At 70.8% G+C, this 18,876-nt stretch carries 19 protein-coding genes; 12 read left to right on the forward strand and 7 right to left on the reverse strand.

The window, feature by feature from the left end:
* Position 1 precedes the first annotated feature (1 nt).
* The 7 genes from ACE7GA_RS20960 to ACE7GA_RS20990 all read right to left on the reverse strand — a co-directional run bounded on the left by ACE7GA_RS20960 (position 2) and on the right by ACE7GA_RS20990 (position 5,574).
* Positions 2-616: an anthranilate synthase component II gene (locus ACE7GA_RS20960; RefSeq protein WP_376091019.1), complete on the reverse strand. Its 615-nt coding sequence runs from the start codon at positions 614-616 to the stop codon at positions 2-4.
* 51 nt (positions 617-667) lie between these two features.
* The gene (gene trpE, locus ACE7GA_RS20965; RefSeq protein WP_376091022.1) at positions 668-2,197 is read right to left on the reverse strand and encodes an anthranilate synthase component I; all 1,530 of its coding nucleotides are present in this window, start codon (positions 2,195-2,197) and stop codon (positions 668-670) included.
* Positions 2,194-2,868, reverse strand: a complete 675-nt coding sequence (locus tag ACE7GA_RS20970; RefSeq protein ID WP_376091025.1) for a peptidylprolyl isomerase — start codon at positions 2,866-2,868, stop codon at positions 2,194-2,196. Before ACE7GA_RS20970 ends, trpE begins: the two co-directional genes overlap by 4 nt.
* Positions 2,865-4,103, reverse strand: coding sequence for a SurA N-terminal domain-containing protein (locus ACE7GA_RS20975; protein WP_376091028.1), 1,239 nt, complete (start codon positions 4,101-4,103; stop codon positions 2,865-2,867). Before ACE7GA_RS20975 ends, ACE7GA_RS20970 begins: the two co-directional genes overlap by 4 nt.
* Before the next feature lie 217 nt (positions 4,104-4,320).
* A complete protein-coding gene (locus ACE7GA_RS20980; protein WP_376091032.1) occupies positions 4,321-4,500 on the reverse strand; it encodes a hypothetical protein in 180 nt (59 codons plus the stop codon).
* 120 nt (positions 4,501-4,620) lie between these two features.
* Positions 4,621-4,758, reverse strand: coding sequence for a hypothetical protein (locus tag ACE7GA_RS20985; protein ID WP_376091035.1), 138 nt, complete (start codon positions 4,756-4,758; stop codon positions 4,621-4,623).
* Positions 4,759-4,842: 84 nt separating this feature from the next.
* Entirely contained in the window at positions 4,843-5,574 is a 732-nt protein-coding gene (locus tag ACE7GA_RS20990) for a hypothetical protein (RefSeq protein ID WP_376091038.1), read from the reverse strand.
* Between the two features lie 440 nt (positions 5,575-6,014).
* Here ACE7GA_RS20990 and tpiA point away from each other — a divergent pair, with 440 nt between their 5' ends.
* The 12 genes from tpiA to lpdA all read left to right on the forward strand — a co-directional run bounded on the left by tpiA (position 6,015) and on the right by lpdA (position 18,839).
* Positions 6,015-6,776 carry a triose-phosphate isomerase gene (gene tpiA / locus ACE7GA_RS20995; RefSeq protein WP_376091041.1) on the forward strand — a complete coding sequence of 254 codons (762 nt, stop codon included), beginning with the start codon at positions 6,015-6,017 and terminating at the stop codon, positions 6,774-6,776.
* A gap of 46 nt (positions 6,777-6,822) precedes the next feature.
* Entirely contained in the window at positions 6,823-7,152 is a 330-nt protein-coding gene (secG, locus tag ACE7GA_RS21000; protein ID WP_376091044.1) for a preprotein translocase subunit SecG, read from the forward strand.
* A gap of 88 nt (positions 7,153-7,240) precedes the next feature.
* Positions 7,241-8,872 (forward strand): CTP synthase, encoded by a 1,632-nt coding sequence (locus tag ACE7GA_RS21005; protein ID WP_376091047.1) that lies wholly within the window; start codon positions 7,241-7,243, stop codon positions 8,870-8,872.
* A gap of 123 nt (positions 8,873-8,995) precedes the next feature.
* Positions 8,996-9,598 carry an NAD(P)H:quinone oxidoreductase gene (gene wrbA, locus ACE7GA_RS21010; protein WP_376091050.1) on the forward strand — a complete coding sequence of 201 codons (603 nt, stop codon included), beginning with the start codon at positions 8,996-8,998 and terminating at the stop codon, positions 9,596-9,598.
* Between the two features lie 88 nt (positions 9,599-9,686).
* Positions 9,687-10,970 carry a phosphopyruvate hydratase gene (gene eno / locus ACE7GA_RS21015; protein ID WP_376091053.1) on the forward strand — a complete coding sequence of 428 codons (1,284 nt, stop codon included), beginning with the start codon at positions 9,687-9,689 and terminating at the stop codon, positions 10,968-10,970.
* 203 nt (positions 10,971-11,173) lie between these two features.
* Positions 11,174-11,503, forward strand: coding sequence for a septum formation initiator family protein (locus ACE7GA_RS21020; protein WP_376091056.1), 330 nt, complete (start codon positions 11,174-11,176; stop codon positions 11,501-11,503).
* 165 nt (positions 11,504-11,668) lie between these two features.
* Positions 11,669-12,688, forward strand: coding sequence for a pyruvate dehydrogenase (acetyl-transferring) E1 component subunit alpha (gene pdhA / locus ACE7GA_RS21025; protein ID WP_376100439.1), 1,020 nt, complete (start codon positions 11,669-11,671; stop codon positions 12,686-12,688).
* Between the two features lie 2 nt (positions 12,689-12,690).
* Positions 12,691-14,151 carry a pyruvate dehydrogenase complex E1 component subunit beta gene (locus ACE7GA_RS21030; protein WP_376091060.1) on the forward strand — a complete coding sequence of 487 codons (1,461 nt, stop codon included), beginning with the start codon at positions 12,691-12,693 and terminating at the stop codon, positions 14,149-14,151.
* 11 nt (positions 14,152-14,162) lie between these two features.
* Positions 14,163-15,560 carry a pyruvate dehydrogenase complex dihydrolipoamide acetyltransferase gene (locus ACE7GA_RS21035; protein ID WP_376091063.1) on the forward strand — a complete coding sequence of 466 codons (1,398 nt, stop codon included), beginning with the start codon at positions 14,163-14,165 and terminating at the stop codon, positions 15,558-15,560.
* Complete coding sequence (locus tag ACE7GA_RS21040; protein WP_376091066.1) at positions 15,557-16,954, forward strand: hypothetical protein; 1,398 nt, start codon at positions 15,557-15,559, stop codon at positions 16,952-16,954. The genes ACE7GA_RS21035 and ACE7GA_RS21040 overlap by 4 nt, the downstream gene beginning before the upstream one ends.
* Positions 16,951-17,445: a GNAT family N-acetyltransferase gene (locus tag ACE7GA_RS21045; protein WP_376091069.1), complete on the forward strand. Its 495-nt coding sequence runs from the start codon at positions 16,951-16,953 to the stop codon at positions 17,443-17,445. The genes ACE7GA_RS21040 and ACE7GA_RS21045 overlap by 4 nt, the downstream gene beginning before the upstream one ends.
* Positions 17,445-18,839, forward strand: a complete 1,395-nt coding sequence (gene lpdA, locus ACE7GA_RS21050; RefSeq protein WP_376091072.1) for a dihydrolipoyl dehydrogenase — start codon at positions 17,445-17,447, stop codon at positions 18,837-18,839. The genes ACE7GA_RS21045 and lpdA overlap by 1 nt, the downstream gene beginning before the upstream one ends.
* Positions 18,840-18,876 lie beyond the last annotated feature (37 nt).

Below are 18,876 nucleotides of genomic sequence, written 5' to 3' on the forward strand. Positions count from 1 at the left end.
CTCAGGCCGCGAGGGCTCGGCTGGGCATCCGTTCGCGCGGCGTCAGGCCGGCGAGGCGCAGGAAGTTGGCCAGGAGGTCGTGGCCGTGCTGGGACGCGATGCTCTCCGGGTGGAACTGGACGCCCCAGATCGGCAGGTCGCGATGCGCGAGACCCATGATCAGGCGGTCGGCGGTTTCGGCCGTGGGGACGAGGCAGTCCGGCAGGTCATCCCGGCGCACGACGAGGGAATGGTAGCGGGTCGCCTTGAAGGGTGAGGGGAGGCCGGCGAAGACGTCCGTGCCGCCATGCGAGACCGGGTGCACCTTGCCGTGCACCGGCTCCGGTGCGCGCACCACCGTCCCACCGAAGGCCTGCCCGATCGCCTGGTGGCCGAGGCAAACGCCGAGGAGCGGGATGCGGGCTGCCGCGGCGGCGGCGATGAGGTCGAGGCAGACCCCCGCTTCGTTGGGCGTGCAGGGGCCGGGGGAGAGGACGATGGCCTCCGGCTTCCGGGCCAGCGCGGAGTCCGGCGTGATCGCGTCGTTGCGCCAGACCTCCACCTCCGCCCCGAGGTCACCGAGGAAGTGCACGAGGTTGAAGGTGAAGGAGTCGTAGTTGTCGATCAGCAGGATCATGGCCGCCTGATCTCCGCGCGCCGGGCGTCGCCGGTCAAGACCGGCGGACCATCATCGCTTCTGGGGGACCGCCGCGAACCGGACCGCCTCTTCCGCGGCGCGGAACAGGGCGCGGGCCTTCTGCTCGCATTCGGCGAACTCGGCTTCCGGGTCGCTGTCAGCGACGACGCCGCATCCCGCCTGCACGTGCATCGTGCCGTCCTTCACCAGCGCCATGCGCAGGCCGATGCAGGTGTCCATGCCGCCATCTGCGCCGAAATAGCCGAAGCATCCAGCGTAGAAGACGCGGCGGACCGGCTCCATCTCCTCGATGATCTCCATGGCCCGGACCTTCGGGGCGCCGGACAAGGTGCCGGCCGGGAAGCCGCCGGCCAGGGCGTCCAGCGCGGTCAGGCCGGGCTTCAGGCGGCCCTGCACCTCCGACCCGATGTGCATGACCTGGGAATAGCGCTCCACCTGGAAGGACGCCGTCACCTTCACCGTGCCGATCTCCGAAACCCTGCCCACGTCGTTGCGGCCGAGGTCGAGGAGCATGAGGTGCTCCGCCCGTTCCTTCGGGTCGGAGAGGAGTTCGCGTTCGTAGGCCGCATCCTCCTCCGGCGTCTTCCCGCGGGGCTTGGTGCCGGCGAGGGGGCGCACGGTGACGGTGCCATCCCGCAGACGCACCAGGATTTCGGGCGAGGCGCCGACCGCGGCGAAGGAGCCGAAATCGAAGTGGAACAGGAAGGGCGCTGGATTGAGGCGCCGCAGCGCGCGGTACAGCGCGAAGGGCGGCAGGGCAAAGGGCGCGGAGAAGCGCTGGCTCGGTACGACCTGGAAGACGTCCCCTGCCGCGACGTATTCCTTGCAGCGGCGGACGACGTCGAGGAACGCGTCCTTCGCGAAGTTGGAGGACGGGACGCCCGGCGCGGGCAGCGCGGCGGGCGGCGCGGGGCGCGGGACCGGGCGGTCGAGCGCGGCCTCAGCCTCGTCCAGCCGGGCCTGGGCGGCTTCCCAGGCGCCCTGCACATCCTGCTTCCCGTCCGGCCAGACCGGCGCGGCGAGGGTCAGCGTGTCCCGGACGTGGTCGAAGACGAGGATCAGCGTCGGCCGGATCAGGACGGATTCCGGCAGGCCCAGCGGCTCCGGGTTGGTCGCGGGCAGCCGCTCCATCTGCCGGACCATGTCGTAGCCGAGATAGCCGAAGAGACCGGCGACCGGCGGCGGCAGGCCGGCGGGCAGGTCCATCCGCGTCGCGGCGATGAGCGCGCGGAGGCTGTCGAGCGGCGCCGCCTCCTCCCGTACGAAGGCGTGCGGGGCGGAGAGGGCGTGCCGGTTGAGTTCCGCGCGGCCCTCGCGGCAGCGCCAGACGAGGTCCGGCAGCAGGCCGATGATCGAATACCGGCCGCGGGACTGCCCGCCCTCGACCGATTCCAACAGGAAGGCGTTGGGCTTGCCCTCTGCAACCTTCAGGAAAGATCCGACCGGCGTGTCGAGGTCGGCGACCCTTTCCCGGTGCAGCACCCAGCCCCGCCCGGCCCGCCAGGCGCCTTCGAAGGCGGCCCAGGACAGGTCGGTGCCGGGGGGGAAGGGGGCGTTCATCGGGTGGCGACCTGCTCCATCAGGGGCTGGTTGATCGTGACGTTCGCGCGGGCGCGAAGGGCGACAGCGTACTGCTGATCCAGGTCGTCCTGCATCAGGCGTTGCACGTCGTTCCTCACCTCGGTCAGCGCAGCGGGCTCGGCATCGAGGTTGGCGGGGACCACCTCGACCAGACGGGCGACGGCGAAGCCGTAGGAGGTCTCGGCCATCGTCACCTCGCCGACCCGGGCGCCGAACAGGGCGGGCAGGAGCTCGCGGGGCAGGCCGCCCTGCGGCTGCGGGCCTCGTTCCGGCGCGACCCGAGGGGAGGGACCCATCCGTACCGGATCGCCCAGGCCGGCCTCGCGCGCGGCCTCGGCGAAGTCCTTTCCGCCCTGGGCCGCGGCAAGGAGCGCGGCGGCGCGGCCTTCCTGCGCCCGGCGCTGCTGGTCGATGAGCCACCACCGCCGCACGTCGGCCTGTACTGCCTCGAAGGGCTTGAGCTGGGCGGGGACGGTGTTCGTCACTTCCATCGCCATGAAGCCGCCCGGCACTTCGGCCAGCCGTCCGCCGCGGGGCGGGGTCGGGGCGAAGATCGCGGTCAGCGTGGCCTGGCGGACGACGGCACCGCCCGGGATGGCGACGGGGCGGCCGGACTCGTCATTGCCCTGGCGGTCGAGCCTGACCTTCACGGGGGAAGGTTCAGGCGCGACACCGCCTCCTCCACCGTGGCGCCGCCGGCGAAGGCGTCGTCCAGGCGGTTGGCCTCCTCGTAGGCGCGGTCGGCGGCCTTCTCGCGGGCGAGTTCGGCGCGGACCTCCGCCCGCAGGTCGGCCTCCGACTTCTGCTCCGCCGCCTGGATCGCCGCGACGCGGAGGACGTGCCAGCCGAAGGGCGACTGGACGGGCTGCGTCACGCCGCCCTCGGGCGCGGCGAAGGCGGCCTCGGCGAGGGAGGGCAGCGGCAGTCCGTCGCGATCCAGCGTACCGAGTTCCAGCAGCGTCCCACCCGCCGCCTCGGCCTGCTGGCGGATCGCGGCGGCGTCCGCGCCGCCGGCCCAGGCCGTGCGGATGGCGTCGGCCGCCGCCCGGTCGTTCACAAGGACCTGTTCGAGGGTCCGTTTCTCCGAAGCCGCGAGGCGCGTGCGCGCCGCGTCCAGGTTTGCCTCGATCTCTGCGTCGGGCACCGTCACGCCGCCGGCCAGCGTCTCGGCGCTGACGAGGGCGAGCGTCGCCTCGCGGTATTCGGGGGAGGAGAAGCGCTCCGGGTTGTTCTCGTGGAAGCGGCGGAGCTGGGCTTCGGTGGCCTCCGGGATCTCCGGCGCGGAGAGAAGCGGTAGCTCGACGACCTCCGCCGCGCGCTGTTCCAGGGTATAGGCCAGCAGGGGGCGGGTCATCGCCTGCGGGGCGCGGGCCCCTGCGCGGACGGCGCCGACGAGTTGCTGGCGCCGCAGGTCGGAGGCGACGAGGCGGACGAAGTCGGCCTCGGTCATGTCGTTCTGCCGCATGAACTGCTGCAGGATCGCCTGGGAGAAGCGGCCATCCACGCCGCGGAAGGTCGGGATGGCGAAGGTGTAGGCGCGGATCGCCTCCGCCGAGGACGCGACGCCGAGGCGGCGTGCTTCCTCCGTGAGGGCGCGGTCGGCGATGAGTTGCTCGACGGCCTGGCGGGCGACGGCCTGGCGGAAGCCTTCGTTGGCCTCGAAGGTCGGGCCGAGTTGGCGCAGCAGGCGCTGGGTTTCGCGCCGCGCGGCGTTCTGCGCCTCGGTCAGTTCGATACGTTCCCCGCCGACCCGGGCGACCGCGGTGTCGCGGCCGAAGTTCCGGACCACGTCCTCGATCCCCCAGACGGCGAAGGAGAGGATGAGGAGGATGAACAGGCCGCGGGCGAACCATGTGCCGGCGAGGCGACGGAAGGCGGTGAGCATCGTGGGTGGGGGATCCGGTCCCGCTGCGGGGCCGCCCCGGTAGCATGTCCGGCGGCGATGCCAAACGGGGCGGCCGGTCGATGCCGCCCCCGCCCCGGGCCCCAGTCCCGGCCCAACGGGCAGAGCGGTGCGCGGGCCGGGTTCGCCGGAGGGGCCGGCATGTGCGGGAGGGCAGGGGGGAGACGCCCGCAGGGCCGGGGCGACCGACGCGCAGGGTTCAGGGCGGCGGCACTCGGTCCCGCGGGGCGGGGCGCGCGAGCGCGACGACCGCCCCGAAGGCGGCGAGGCGCAGGGCGGTGCCGCCGAGCCGGGTGGCGGGGCCGCGCGCCGCGAAGAGTACGGCAGCGCCGAGGACGGCCGGGACGGCGATGGAAAGGGCCCTCGCGGTCAGGCGCATGGGGTTCGTGCGGGCGCCGGGCGGGGCGTCGGGCGTGCCGGGACGGCGGCCTTCCCGCCCGGGCGCGCCGCCGAAGACCTCGGGCGGGGAGCCCGGCAGGGCGTGGCGCGCGGCGGGGTGCTAGATCGGACAGCCGTTGGGGCGGGCGCGGAAGGCCGCGCCCTCGGCGTAGGCCTCGCGCCGGACGCGGTTGACCGCGCCGAGGGTGCGATGCGCCTCGAGTCCGTTCCAGGGAGAGAATGCGAGGGAGTCGTCCACCGCGGCCGCCCGCGCCTCGCTCCAGGCAGGCGGCGGCGGAACGGCCAGGCGCGCGACGGTGCGGTAGGGACTGGCCGACTCCGGCTACTGGGCCGCGGCGTCCTCGACCGGCATCGTCGCGGCATCGGTCTGCAACTGCACGCGCAGGTCCCAGGCGCCGCCGTATCGGGCGAAATGGGCGATCATGGCCTCCCGCACGCGGTTGGGGCGGCCTCGGAGGTGCAGCCGCTGCCCGGACAGCGCCCGCAGGGCGTCCGAGGCGGGGACGAGGGCGAGTTTCTCCACGTGCTCCCCGAACCGGAAGGCAACCTGGGTGCAGCAGGGGTCACCAAGGGGATGCGTCGGCGGATGCCCGCCCATCGTGGTCGGCGTCGCGGCCCAGCCGCCGAGGGCACGGAGAAGCGCCACCGGCGGGCGCGGCAGGGCGGCGAGGACCTTCTTCCACAGCAGGCCGGTCTGCGTCGTGGCGTCAACGAAGCGGATGTTGCGTACGAAGGTCCGCAGGTCCGGCTCGGTGAAGAAGGGCTGGTTCACCATGACCCGGTCCTGCGTCGGGGCGGGTTCCGCGCCTTCCAGCCGCGGGTCGTCGACGCCGATCACCTTCAACGCGACGCCGCGGGGCGCGCCGATCTCGTCGTCGAGGATATCGGGCCGGTTGGTGGAGAGGTGGAGGATGAGGGGATGCGTGGCGGGCCGGGCGAACATGCCCTGGGCCAGTTCCGGCGGCAGGTCGGGCAGGACGGTCAGCTCGCCCTCGAGCAGGGCGTGGCTCTTCGCGTGTATGCCGCGGAGGGTGCGGCCGGTGTGGCGCAGCACCTTCTGCTGCCTGTCGCGGACTGCTGCATGTCGCGGAACAGGTCGCGGGGGATCGCGGCGGAACGGAGCTCGTCGGGCTCGGGGCGCCCAATCTTCGGCGCGTGGGGGAGGAGTCGGGATAGGGGAGCTCCTCTTGCGTGGGCTTGGGCGGGGTTTGGCACCGGACCAGCGCGGGGCGGGTTGCGTCGCTGCCTTCGCGCGTGGAGATGCGGCGGCAGACGCGAAGTCCGGTACGCCGGGGTGGGAAAGTCCGCCGCGGAGTTCGTCGGCCACGCTGTTTCACCAGCCCTCGGTCCCCGTGTTGCCAAGCATGCCCGCCCCGGATACGGCGCGGGCGCATCGGGCGCATCGGGCGCAGCGGGCGGCCTCGACCGGCCGGTCGGGCCCGGTGCTCCGACACCGGAGCGAGAGCCCCGACGCCCCCACGCCAGGAGAGACGCATGACCCCGGGCATCCGACCCCTCATCGCCGGGAACTGGAAGATGAACGGGACGGCGCGCGGCGCCGCGTCATTGGCCGAGGGTGTCAGGGCCGGGCTGGACCGAGTGGCCGGGGCGGACCTGCTGATCTGCCCGCCCTTCGTCCACCTCCACGCCGCTGCGGCGGCGGTGGCGTGGAAGCCCGTGGCCATCGGGGCGCAGGATTGTTCGGCGCTGCCGGACGGGGCGCATACCGGGGACGTCTCCGCGGCCATGCTGGCCGATGCGGGCTGCGGCTACGTCATCGTCGGCCATTCCGAGCGGCGGGCGGACCATGGTGAGGCTGATGCGGTGGTCCGGGCCAAGGCCGCGGCGGCGATCGCGGCGGGGCTGATCCCAGTCGTCTGCGTCGGGGAGACCGAGGCGCAGCGGGACGCCGGCGAGGCGGAGTCCGTCGTGGGGTCGCAGTTGCGGGGGTCGCTGCCGGAGGGGTTCGGGGCGGCACGCGGCGTCGTGGCCTACGAGCCGGTCTGGGCCATCGGGACGGGACGAACCCCGACCGAGGCGGACATTGCGGCGATGCATGCCCGGATGCGGGAGGAGGTCACGGCGCTGCTGGGCGAGGCCGGGCGTACGACGCGGCTTCTCTACGGCGGGTCCGTGAAGCCGTCCAACGCCGCGACCATCCTCGCGCTGCCGAACGTGGACGGGGCGCTTGTGGGCGGGGCGAGCCTCAAGGCCGAGGATTTCCTGTCGATCGCAGCGGCGGCGCCGGCGGGCTGAGGCCGCGCTGGCGGTCGGCGGGAGACCGGGCTAGAAGCCCGGCGCCATGACCACCGTCCTTCTCGTCCTGCATTTCTTCGTCGCGGCCGCGCTGATCGGCGTCGTCCTGCTCCAGCGGAGCGAGGGCGGCGGGCTCGGCGTCGGGTCCTCCCAGGGCATGGGGTCATTCATGTCGGGGCGGGGGACCGCGAACCTCCTGACGCGGACGACGGCGATCCTTGCCATCGCCTTCTTCGCGCTGGCGATCGCGCTGGCGCTGCTCGGGCGCGGGGCAGGGCAGAACCGGTCGCTCTTCGACAACATGCCGGCCGGTCCCACCGCACCGGCGCCCGCCGTTCCGGCGACGCCCGCGGCGCCGGCCGTGCCCACCAACTGACGCGGCGTTACAAGATGCCGGCGCGCATGACGGAAGCGCGCCGGGTCCCCTGGTCCTTCCGGGGATTCAGGGGTTAAGACGGGCTCCCATGACCCGGTTCGTATTCGTGACCGGCGGCGTGGTCTCTTCCCTCGGCAAGGGCATCGCCGCCGCCTCCCTCGCGGCGCTCCTCCAGGCGCGCGGTTACAAGGTGCGGCTTCGCAAGCTGGACCCCTACCTCAACGTCGATCCGGGCACGATGAGCCCGTATCAGCACGGCGAGGTCTTCGTGACCGACGACGGGGCGGAGACCGACCTCGACCTCGGCCATTACGAGCGCTTCACCGGCGTGCACGCGAACCAGGGCGATGCCTGGACGACGGGGCGCATCTATTCCGACGTGATCGCGAAGGAGCGGCGGGGCGACTACCTCGGCGGGACCGTGCAGGTGATCCCGCATATCACCGACGCCATCAAGGAAGCGGTGCGGAGCGGGGTCGAGGAGTACGACTTCGTCATCGTCGAGGTCGGCGGGACGGTGGGCGACATCGAGTCGCTTCCCTTCCTCGAGGCGCTCCGCCAGTTGTCGTATGAGCTGGGGCCGCGCAACTCCTTGTTCGTCCACCTCACCCTCGTGCCCTGGATCGCCTCGGCGGGCGAACTCAAGACGAAGCCGACGCAGCATTCCGTGAAGGAACTGACGGGGTTGGGCATACAGCCGCAAATCCTGCTCTGCCGCTCCGACCGGCCGATCCCGGAGAACGAGCGGCGGAAGATCGCCCTGTTCTGCAACGTGCGGCCGGAGAGCGTCATCCCCGCGCTGGACGCTACCAGCATCTACGCCGTGCCCCTGCAATACCATTCGGAAGGGCTGGACCGGGAGGTCCTGCGGCACTTCGACCTGTCCATCTACGGCGAGCCCGACCTGTCGAAGTGGCAGCGGATCGTCCGCACGCTGGAGCAGCCGGAGGGCGAGGTTACCGTCGCCGTCGTCGGCAAGTACATGTCGCTGCTCGACGCCTACAAGTCGCTCGGCGAGGCGCTGACCCATGGCGGGATCGCGCACAACGTGAAGGTGCGGCTGGACTGGGTTGATTCCGCGGTGTTCGAGGGCGACGGCGCCGTTGAGCGTCTGGAGGGCGCGCACGCCATCCTCGTCCCCGGCGGCTTCGGCGAGCGGGGGAGCGAGGGCAAGATCCGCGCGGTGCAGTTCGCGCGGGAACGCCGGGTGCCGTTCTTCGGCATCTGCTTCGGCATGCAGATGGCGGTCGTCGAGGCGGCGCGGAACCTGGCGGGGCTGAAGGGCGCGTCCTCCACCGAATTCGGGCCCTGCGAGGACCCTGTCGTCGGGCTGCTGACGGAGTGGAAGCGCGGCAACCAGGTGGAAAAGCGGTCGGAGGGCGGGGACCTCGGCGGGACGATGCGGCTCGGGACCTACCCCGCGCTGCTGGCGGACGAGTCGCTCGTGCGCGAGGCCTATGGTGGCGCGGCGGAGATCACGGAACGGCACCGGCACCGCTACGAGGTCAACGTGAACTACCGCGACAAGCTGGAGCAGGCGGGGCTTCGCTTTTCCGGCATGTCGCCGGACGGCGTCCTGCCGGAGATCGTGGAGCGTCCCGACCACCCCTGGTTCATCGGCGTGCAGTTCCACCCGGAGTTGAAGTCGAAGCCCTTCGCCCCGCACCCGCTGTTCCGGGAGTTCATCGGGGCGGCCGTGCGGCAATCCCGCCTGATGTGACCCGGGACGTTCCCGGCGCGTGAATAACGGTGATCACGCCCGGGCGCGTTGCGGGAGCGCAGGCCAGGGGTAGATAGCCTGCCATCCGCGGCCGATTGGGCCGCGATGCAGGAGATCATCCCGATGGCGAAGGTCCTGGTCCTCTACTATTCATCCTACGGCCATGTGGAGACGCTGGCGAATGCCGTGGCCGAGGGGGCGCGCTCCGTCCCCGGCACGGTCGCCGACGTGAAGCGCGTGCCGGAGCTGGTGCCGGCGGAGGTCGCCGAGAAGTCGCACTACAAGATCAACCAGGCCGCGGCCGTCGCGCAGGTGGATGACCTGAAGGGCTACGACGCGATCATCATCGGCAGCCCGACCCGGTTCGGGAACATGGCCTCGCAGATGAAGAACTTCCTCGACCAGGCGGGCGGGCTCTGGGCCACGGACGCGCTGGTCGGGAAGGTCGGGTCGGCCTTCACGTCGACGGCGACGCCGCATGGCGGGCAGGAGAGCACACTGCTGACGATCCACAACGTGCTCCTGCATTTCGGCCTGGTGATCGTCGGGCTGCCCTACTCCTACAAGGGGCAGATGGATCCGTCGGTCGTGCAGGGCGGGACGCCCTACGGTGCATCGACGGTCGCGGGCGGGATGGGTCAGTTGCAGCCGACGCCGGGCGACCTGGAAGGGGCGCGGTTCCAGGGCGCGCACGTCGCGAAGATCGCGGCGAAGCTGGCGGCCTGATCCGGGCGGGGAGGGGTGCCCCCCTCCCTTGCGGCGGCAGCATCGGCACCGTATCCGCACGCCGCCGCAACCACTGCCGGAGAGCCCCGTGAGCGCCATCGCCGACATCATCGCCCGCGAAGTTCTCGACAGCCGGGGCAACCCGACGGTGGAGGTGGAGGTGGTGCTGGACAGCGGGGCGACGGGCCGCGCCATCGTCCCGTCCGGCGCCTCGACCGGCGCGCATGAGGCGGTAGAGCTGCGGGACGGCGATCAATCCCGCTACGGCGGCAAGGGCGTCCAGAAGGCTTGCGCGAACGTGGAGGGCGAGATCTTCGACGCCCTGTCCGGCCTGGACGCCACGGACCAGATCAAGATCGACGAGACGATGATCAGCCTCGACGGCACGCCGAACAAGGCGCGCCTCGGGGCCAACGCGACGCTCGCGGTTTCGCTGGCCGTCGCCAAGGCGGCGGCGGAGCATTACGGGCTGCCGCTCTACCGCTACGTCGGCGGGACCTTCGCGCGCACGCTGCCGGTGCCGATGATGAACATCATCAACGGCGGCCAGCACGCTGATAATCCGATCGATATCCAGGAGTTCATGGTGATGCCGGTCGGCGCCGGCACCATGGCCGACGCGGTGCGGGTCGGGGCCGAGGTCTTCATGGCACTGAAGAAGGCGCTGCACGACGCGGGGCATTCGACGAATGTCGGGGACGAGGGGGGCTTCGCGCCGAACCTGAAGAGTGCGGAGGAGGCGCTGGGCTTCATCGCCCGGGCCTGCGAGGCGGCCGGCCACCGGGTCGGGGAGGACGTGGTCTTCGCGCTGGACTGCGCGGCGACGGAATTCTTCAGGGACGGGCGCTACGCCATGGAGGGCGAAGGAAAGACGCTCGATGCCGCGGGGATGGTGGATTACCTCGCCGACCTCTGCGGGCGCTTCCCGATCGTCTCCATCGAGGATGGCTGTGCCGAGGATGACTGGGACGGGTGGAGGTTGCTGACCGACCGTCTCGGCGCGCGCGTGAACCTCGTCGGCGACGACCTCTTCGTGACGAATACCGAGCGGCTGCGGCAGGGAATCGAGCGGGGAGTCGGCAATGCGATCCTCGTGAAGGTCAACCAGATCGGGACGCTGTCCGAGACCCTGGAGGCAGTGGAGACCGCGCATCGCGCCGGGTTCAAGGCGGTGATGTCCCATCGGTCCGGGGAGACGGAAGACGCGACGATCGCCGACCTGGCGGTCGCTACCAACTGCGGGCAGATCAAGACGGGGTCGTTGTCCCGCTCGGACCGGCTAGCGAAGTACAACCAGCTTATCCGAATCGAGCACGGGTTGGGCCCCGCCGGGCGCTACGCCGGGCGGACCGTGCTGCCGCGGCAACGCTGAACCTGCGTCGCGCGCGCTGTTCCGCGCGGCATCCCGTTGATCCTCGGACAGGTTGGTGCGACGGCGTGTTGCCGCGCGCGGAACGTCCACAAGAAATCACGCCGCGCCGTCCCGAAACGTCTTGCGTGAACCCCGCCGATCGAGACAAAGGAAGGCGGGGGATCGAGTTCCGATCGGCCCAACGCTCTTCGGGGGAGGGGCAGTTGGCGTTCTTACAGGGGGTGAAGCGCCGGGCTCAGGCCACGGTGCTTCCGGTGTTATTCTTCGCGCTCTGCGGATACTTCGCCTACCATGCGATGCATGGCACGCGCGGTTTGCTCGCACGCGACGCACGGATCGCGGAGATTTCGGCCGCGCGCGTCGTGCTGGCCGAGGCCGAGGCCGAGCGCGACATGATGGAACGGAAGGTGGCGGGCCTGCGTTCAGACCGCATGGACCGTGACGTGCTTGAGGAACGGGCGCGGGCGCTGCTGAACGTCGTGGCGCCGGGTGAGATCATCATTCCCTACGCACCGGCCGACCGGCTGTTCTAGCATAGCCGCCATGATGAACCGGAATCCGGTTAATCGTCGTGATGCGGTGCAACATCAATGACTTAGGGGGTAAGCCACGGCTTGTCGCGGGCCTGCCGGGCCCGTATGTGCCGATCCGCGGCCCCTTCGCGTACGGGGTCGCCGGACGGGAGCGTGGTCATGGCCTTGGGGACCAACACGGCGCCGAAGCGCCGCGGACGGGGGGCTGAGCCCGATCGGCAGCACAACCAGGACATCCTGGGCAAGGCCTACCGGGACATGCTGCTGATCCGCCGCTTCGAGGAGAAGGCGGGCCAGCTCTACGGAATGGGGCTGATCGGCGGCTTCTGCCATCTCTACATCGGGCAGGAGGCGGTCGTCGTCGGGATGACGATGACGCTGCAGGAGGGTGACCAGGTCATCACCTCCTATCGCGACCACGGGCACATGCTGGCGACCGGCATGGAGGCGCGGGGCGTGATGGCCGAGCTGACCGGGCGCATCGGCGGCTATTCCAAGGGCAAGGGCGGGAGCATGCACATGTTCTCCCGCGAGAAGGGCTTCTACGGCGGGCACGGCATCGTCGGGGCGCAGGTCGCGCTCGGCGTCGGGCTGGCCTTCGCGAACTGGTACCGGCAGGACGGGCACATCGCCCACGCCTATTTCGGCGAGGGCGCATCGAACCAGGGACAGGTCTACGAGGCCTTCAACCTGGCGGCGCTGCTGAAGCTACCCTGCGTCTTCATCATCGAGAACAACCGCTACGGCATGGGGACCTCGGTCGAGCGGGCGTCGGCGTCCAAGGACCTGTCGAAGAATGGCGTGCCCTGGGGGATCCCAGGCGAGCAGGTGAACGGGATGGACGTGCTGGCCGTGCGCGACGCCGGCGAGCGGGCGGCTGAGCACTGCCGCTCCGGCAAGGGCCCGTACCTCCTGGAGATGCAGACCTACCGCTACCGCGGCCACTCCATGTCCGACCCGGCGAAGTACCGGACGCGGGAGGAGGTGCAGAAGATGCGCGAGCAGAACGATTGCATCGAGACGGTCCGGAAGCAGTTGCTGGAGGGCGGCATGGCCGAGGCCGACCTCAAGAGGGTGGACGACGAGGTGAAGGCGATCGTGCAGGACAGCGCGGAGTTCGCGCAGGCCTCGCCCGAGCCTGACCCGTCCGAGCTCTGGACCGACGTTCTGATCGAGGCCCGCTGACCATGGGTGCGACCATCCTGATGCCCGCGCTGTCCCCGACGATGACGGAGGGGAAGCTCAGCCGCTGGCTGAAGAAGGAGGGCGACCCGGTGAAGTCCGGCGACGTCCTCGCCGAGATCGAAACGGACAAGGCGACCATGGAGGTCGAGGCGGTGGACGAGGGGACGATCACGAAGATCCTCGTCCCCGAGGGCACCGAGGGCGTGCAGGTGAACTCCGCGATCGCCGAGCTGGATGGCGGGCAGGGCGGGGCGGCGGCGTCGACGGGCGATCCGGGCGTGCCGTCGAGCGACCAGGGCTCGAAGGGCGCCTTCGTGACGACGCCGGAGAGCAACGCGACGCAGCATGGCGGCGAGGCCCGCGCGACGGCCAAGACGGGCGAGGATTACGGGGCGGTCTCGGCCCGCGGCGACCAGCGCAACGAAGGCGCGGCGGCGATGGCCAAGGCCTCGGACGCCGCGCCTGAGAAGGAGTGGGGCGAGACGAAGCCCACGACCGTCCGCGAGGCGCTGCGGGACGCGATGGCGTCGGAGATGCGCCGCGACCCCGACGTCTTCCTCATGGGCGAGGAGGTCGCGCAGTACCAGGGCGCCTACAAGATCAGCCAGGGGTTGCTGGAAGAGTTCGGCCCCCGCCGCGTGCTGGACATGCCGATCACCGAGCACGGGTTCACGGGCATGGCGGTCGGTGCGGCCTTCACGGGACTGAAGCCGATCGTCGAGTTCATGACCTTCAACTTCTCGATGCAGGCGATCGACCACATCATCAACTCAGCGGCGAAGACGCTGTACATGTCGGGCGGCCAGTTGGGCTGCCCCATCGTCTTCCGCGGCCCGAACGGGGCTGCGGCGCGCGTCGCGGCGCAGCACAGCCAGGACTACACGTCGTGGTACGCGCACGTCCCTGGGCTGAAGGTGCTGGCGCCTTGGTCGGCCTCCGACGCGAAGGGACTGCTGCGCGCGGCGATTCGCGATCCGAACCCTGTCATCTTCCTCGAGAACGAGATCCTCTACGGCCAGACCTTCGACTGCCCGGCGGACGAGGACTTCATCCTCCCGATGGGCAAGGCGAAGGTGGAGCGGCAGGGCACCGACGTGACCATCGTGTCGTACTCCGTCACCGTCGGGCTCTGCATGCAGGCGGCCGCGGAGCTGGAGAAGGCGGGGATTTCGGCGGAGGTCGTAAACCTCCGCTCCATCCGGCCTCTCGACATCGACACGGTGCTGAACTCCGTCCGCAAGACGAACCGGCTGCTGACGGTCGAGGAAGGCTGGGCCTTCGCGAATATCGGCGGCGAGGTCGCGATGCAGGTCTGCGAGCAGGCCTTCGACTACCTCGACGCGCCGCCGGCGCGGGTGAACGGCGCGGACGTGCCGATGCCCTACGCCGCGAACCTGGAGAAGCTGGCGTTGCCGCGGCTGGAGCAGGTCGTCGAGGCCGCGCGCAAAGTGACCTACAAGTAGGGGCGCGGCACATGGCCACCGAGATCCTGATGCCCGCCCTGTCCCCGACGATGACGGAGGGGACGCTCGCCCGCTGGCTGAAGAAGGAAGGCGACTCCATCAAGTCCGGCGACATCATCGCCGAGATCGAGACGGACAAGGCGACGATGGAGTTCGAGGCCGTGGATGAGGGCATCCTCGGCAGGATCCTCGTCCCGGACGGGACCGAGGGGGTGAAGGTCAACCAGCCCATCGGGGTGATGGTGGACGCGGGAGAGGCGGTTCCCGCCGGCAACGGGGCTGCCGCGCCGAAGCCATCCGCGGCGCCGACGTCTGGAAACGAGTCGCCGTCCGGCAACGTGGCGCTCGCCGCGGTCGAGGCGAGCGGCGGGAAGGTCGCGGGGCAGCCGAGCCAGCCCGTGGTGCCCGACATGCCGGCGAAGCCTGCGGCCCCGACGCAGGCCGCGCCCGCGCCGGTTGCGAACGGGCAGGGCGGGCGGGTCTTCGCCTCGCCGCTCGCGCGCCGAATGGCGGAGCAGGCCGGGCTGGACCTGCACGGGATCCAGGGTTCCGGGCCGAACGGCCGCATCGTGAAGGCCGACGTCGAAGCGGCGCAGTCCCGCCCGAAGGCCGCACCGGCACCACAGCCCGCCGCACAGCCGGCGGTGCCCGCCGCTGCACCGGCCGCAGCGCCCGCGCCCGCTCCGAAGGCCCCGGCGCCCGTGATCACGGTGCCGCACAAGGCCGTGCCGCATTCCTCCATGCGGAAGGTCATCGCCCGCCGTCTCTCCGAGGCGAAGCAGACGATCCCGCACTTCTACGTCTCGATCGACTGCGACCTGGACGCGCTGCTGAAGCTGCGCTCCGATCTCAACGCGCGGTCGGCGAAGGAGGGGCCGGGGGCCTACAAGCTCTCGGTCAACGACCTCGTCATTAAGGCGGCGGCCGCGACGCTGCGGCGGGTGCCCGCGGTCAACGTCTCGTGGACCGACGAGGCGATGATCCAGTACGACGACGTGGACATCTCCGTCGCCGTCTCGATCCCCGACGGGCTGATCACGCCGATCATCCGCGGGGCCGACCGGAAGGGCCTCGCCACCATCTCCAACGAGATGAAGGAGCTGGCCGCCCGCGCGAAGGCGGGGAAGCTGAAGCCCGACGAGTTCCAGGGCGGATCCTTCTCCATCTCCAACATGGGGATGTTCGGCGTTTCCCAGTTCAACGCGATCATCAACCCCCCGCAGGCCGGCATCCTCGCCGTGTCCGCGGGGGAGAAGCGGCCCGTCGTGACGAACGACGCCCTGGCCATCGCGACGGTGATGACGGTGACGCTCTCGGTGGACCACCGGGCCGTGGACGGGGCATTGGCGGCAGAGTGGGTCGCAGAGTTCAAGAAGATCGTCGAGGATCCGCTGAGCCTGCTCCTGTGACCCTTGCCGCGCCTGGCCGCCCGGCCTGGCGGGCCGGGGCGGTGTTCCTGGCGGCTTTCGCGCTGCTCCTGTTCCTCGGGTGGCGCACGCCGCCGCGGGACCTGTCGGTCTTCGACCAGCGCTTCTACGCCGTCACGGCCTGGGATGTGGCAACCCGCGGCGTCTTCACCGACGGCTACTTCGCGCGCCAGCAGGGGCCGGAGGTCGCGCGGCCGGCCGGGATGTGGCTGGCGCCGGGGTATCCGCTGCTCCTTGCGGGGCTTGTGCAGCTCGATCCCGCGCTACGGGAGGCGACCACTTGCCTTGTCCGGCGGCTCGGGGAGGGGCGGACGGGCGCGGATTGCCCGGTGGCGCGTGGTCTCGTCCTGCCGGTGAACATGGCGCTCGTCGCGGGGGCGGTGGTCCTGAACATGCTTGCCGCAGCGCGCGTGGCGCACGGCATGCCGTGGGTGCCGCTGGTCGCGGCCGCGGCGACGCTCGCTGCCCTGCTGCCCTATGTCCGGACCCTTTCGCTGGCGATGACCGAAAGCCTGGGGTTGTTCCTCTTCGCGCTCGCGGCCTTTCTCTTCCTCGCTGCTTGGCAGGGGAGGGGGCGTGCGATGGCGGCGGCCGCCGGGCTGGCTCTGGGGCTGCTGGTGCTGACTCGCCCGAGCCACGTCGTCCTGATCCCCCTGGCGTTGCTGACCCTCGCCGTGCTGCCGCCGCGCGGCGTTCCGTGGCGGCGCGGCGGGGTACTCGCGCTGGCCTTCGGCCTCGGTGTCGGCGCAGCGACGCTGCCCTGGATGCTGCGGAACGAGGTCGCGCTCGGGCGCTTCGGCCTGACGGCGAATTACGGCCCGGCGGTCCTGACCGAGCGCCTGGCCTACAACCGCATGACGCCGACGGAGTTCGCCCAGTCCTTCGTGTACTGGCTACCGGACTTCGGAGACAGGCTGGCGGAGCGGCTGTTCGGCCGTGACCTGGTCGAGAAGCTCGACTGGGACCGGCCGAACAGCTTCTACATGCAGGGTCAGGCGGACCGGCAGGCCGCGCTCGACGCGCCGGGCGAGTTGCAGGACCGCATGGGCGCGATCCTGCGCGATGGCGTGTTGGGGAACCCGGTGGCGCATGGGATGGCGACGGTCTCGCTCGCCTGGCGCGGGCTCTGGGTCGGGCGGTACTGGGCCTTCGTCATGCTGGGGCTGCTGCCGCTCGGGCTGGGCTTCGCGGCGCAGGCGGGAATGCTGCGGCCGCTGCTGGTCTATGCGGCGCCGGCCTGGGTCATGCTCTGGGCCCATGCGGCGCTGTCGGTGAACCAGGAGCGCTACAATCTCGCGCTCGCACTCGGCCTGGCGATCGCGACGGCGCTGGCAACGCAGGCACTCCTGCTGCGCCGGCGGGAGCGGCTGGCGTGACGGCATGCGGGCTCTTGCTCCGCGACGCGGTGCCGGCGGACGTGCCGGTCGTTGCCCGCTTCGTGCGGCGGCTCGCCGAGTACGAGCGCCTGGCGCACGAGGCGGTCGGGACTGAGGAGGACTTCGCGCGCGCGCTCTTCGCGGAGCCGCGCCGGGCCGGCTGCATCCTGGCCGAATGGTCGGGGGAGCCGGCGGGCTTCGCGCTGTATCACTGGACCTTCTCCACCTTCCTGGCGAAGCCCGGGCGCTGGCTGGAAGACCTGTGGGTGGAGCCCGAACACCGCCGCAAGGGAATCGCCCGCGCCCTGTTTGCCCGCCTCGCGCGGGAGACGCTGGCGGAAGGCGGGGGGCGCCTCGCCTGGAACGTGCTGGACTGGAACGCGCCGGCCATCGCCACCTACGACGCGATGGGCGCGGACAACCTGGATGAATGGACGCAGCGCCGCCTTCAGGGGCAGTCGCTTGCGGACCTTGCGAAGGAGGCGGCGTGATGGCCGACCAATTCGACCTCGTGGTGATCGGCGGCGGCCCAGGCGGCTATGTCGGGGCGATCCGCGCCGCGCAGCTCAAGATGAAGGTCGCGCTGGTGGAACGCGAGCACCTCGGCGGCATTTGCCTGAACTGGGGCTGCATCCCGACCAAGGCGTTGCTGCGGGCGTCGGAGATCAACCACCTGCTGCACAGCCTGGATGCCTATGGCTTCGCGGCGGACAACATCCGCTACGACTTCGACAAGGTGGTGAAGCGGTCTCGTGCCGTTGCCGGCCAGTTGTCGGGCGGCGTGAAGCACCTGCTGAAGAAGAACAAGGTGACCGTCTATGACGGGCAGGGCGCGCTCGCCGGGCCCGGCAAGGTCAAGGTCACGAAGGACGGCAAGGCCGTCGCCGACATCACGGCGAAGCACATCATCCTTGCGACCGGCGCGCGGGCCCGCGTGCTGCCAGGGATGGAGCCGGACGGGAAGCTGGTCTGGTCCTACCGCGAGGCGCTGCTGCCCAACACCATGCCGAAGTCGCTCGTCGTCATCGGCTCCGGCGCCATCGGCAGCGAGTTCGCGTCCTTCTTCCAGAACATGGGCAGCAAGGTCACGCTGATCGAGGTGATGGACCGCATCTTGCCGGTCGAGGACGTCGAGATCTCCTCCTTCGTGCAGAAGGCCTTCGTGAAGCAGGGCATGGCGGTCCTGACGGGCGCGAGGGTCGGCCAGATCACGAAGGGCGCCGAGAACCTGACCATCGAGGTCGAAGCCGGCGGCAAGGCGCAGACCATCACGGCCGACCGGCTGATTTCGGCCGTCGGCATCGTCGGGAACGTCGAGAACCTCGGCCTGGAAGGCACGAGGGTGAAGGTGGACCGCACCCACGTCCTGACCGACCCGATGGGCCGGACGGGGGAGGAGGGGGTCTATGCCATCGGCGACCTGACCGGCCCGCCCTGGCTGGCCCACAAGGCGTCGCACGAGGCCATCATCTGCGTGGAGAACATCGCGGGGCTGCATCCCCACGCGATGGACACTTCCAACATCCCCGGCTGCACCTATTGCCGGCCGCAGGTCGCCTCCGTCGGCCTGACTGAGGCAAAGGCCAAGGAGGCGGGGCATGAGGTCAGGGTCGGACGCTTCCCCTTCATCGGCAACGGCAAGGCGATCGCGCTCGGCGAGCCGGAGGGGCTGGTGAAGACCGTCTTTGATGCGAAGACGGGGGAGCTGCTCGGCGCGCACATGGTGGGGCCGGAGGTCACCGAGATGATCCAGGGCTACGGCATCGCCCGGACGCTGGAAACGACGGAGACCGATCTGATGCACACGGTGTTCCCGCACCCGACCGTCTCCGAAACGATGCATGAGGCCGTGCTTGATGCCTATGGCCGCGTGATCCACATCTAGCGGGACGAGACGGCCGAGCGCCGCCCGAGGAATCGCC

The organism is Roseomonas sp. CCTCC AB2023176, assembly GCF_042259275.1.
Lineage (GTDB): Bacteria > Pseudomonadota > Alphaproteobacteria > Acetobacterales > Acetobacteraceae > Roseomonas.

What these genes read in the sequence shown, in the direction of transcription:
- ACE7GA_RS20960 (WP_376091019.1), bottom strand. Translation starts at nt 616, where the DNA reads ATGATCCTGCTGATCGACAACTACGACTCCTTCACCTTCAACCTCGTG.
- trpE (WP_376091022.1), bottom strand. Translation starts at nt 2,197, where the DNA reads ATGAACGCCCCCTTCCCCCCCGGCACCGACCTGTCCTGGGCCGCCTTC.
- ACE7GA_RS20975 (WP_376091028.1), bottom strand. Translation starts at nt 4,103, where the DNA reads ATGCTCACCGCCTTCCGTCGCCTCGCCGGCACATGGTTCGCCCGCGGC.
- ACE7GA_RS20980 (WP_376091032.1), bottom strand. Translation starts at nt 4,500, where the DNA reads ATGCGCCTGACCGCGAGGGCCCTTTCCATCGCCGTCCCGGCCGTCCTC.
- tpiA (WP_376091041.1), top strand. Translation starts at nt 6,015, where the DNA reads ATGACCCCGGGCATCCGACCCCTCATCGCCGGGAACTGGAAGATGAAC.
- secG (WP_376091044.1), top strand. Translation starts at nt 6,823, where the DNA reads ATGACCACCGTCCTTCTCGTCCTGCATTTCTTCGTCGCGGCCGCGCTG.
- ACE7GA_RS21005 (WP_376091047.1), top strand. Translation starts at nt 7,241, where the DNA reads ATGACCCGGTTCGTATTCGTGACCGGCGGCGTGGTCTCTTCCCTCGGC.
- wrbA (WP_376091050.1), top strand. Translation starts at nt 8,996, where the DNA reads ATGGCGAAGGTCCTGGTCCTCTACTATTCATCCTACGGCCATGTGGAG.
- ACE7GA_RS21030 (WP_376091060.1), top strand. Translation starts at nt 12,691, where the DNA reads ATGGGTGCGACCATCCTGATGCCCGCGCTGTCCCCGACGATGACGGAG.
- ACE7GA_RS21035 (WP_376091063.1), top strand. Translation starts at nt 14,163, where the DNA reads ATGGCCACCGAGATCCTGATGCCCGCCCTGTCCCCGACGATGACGGAG.
- lpdA (WP_376091072.1), top strand. Translation starts at nt 17,445, where the DNA reads ATGGCCGACCAATTCGACCTCGTGGTGATCGGCGGCGGCCCAGGCGGC.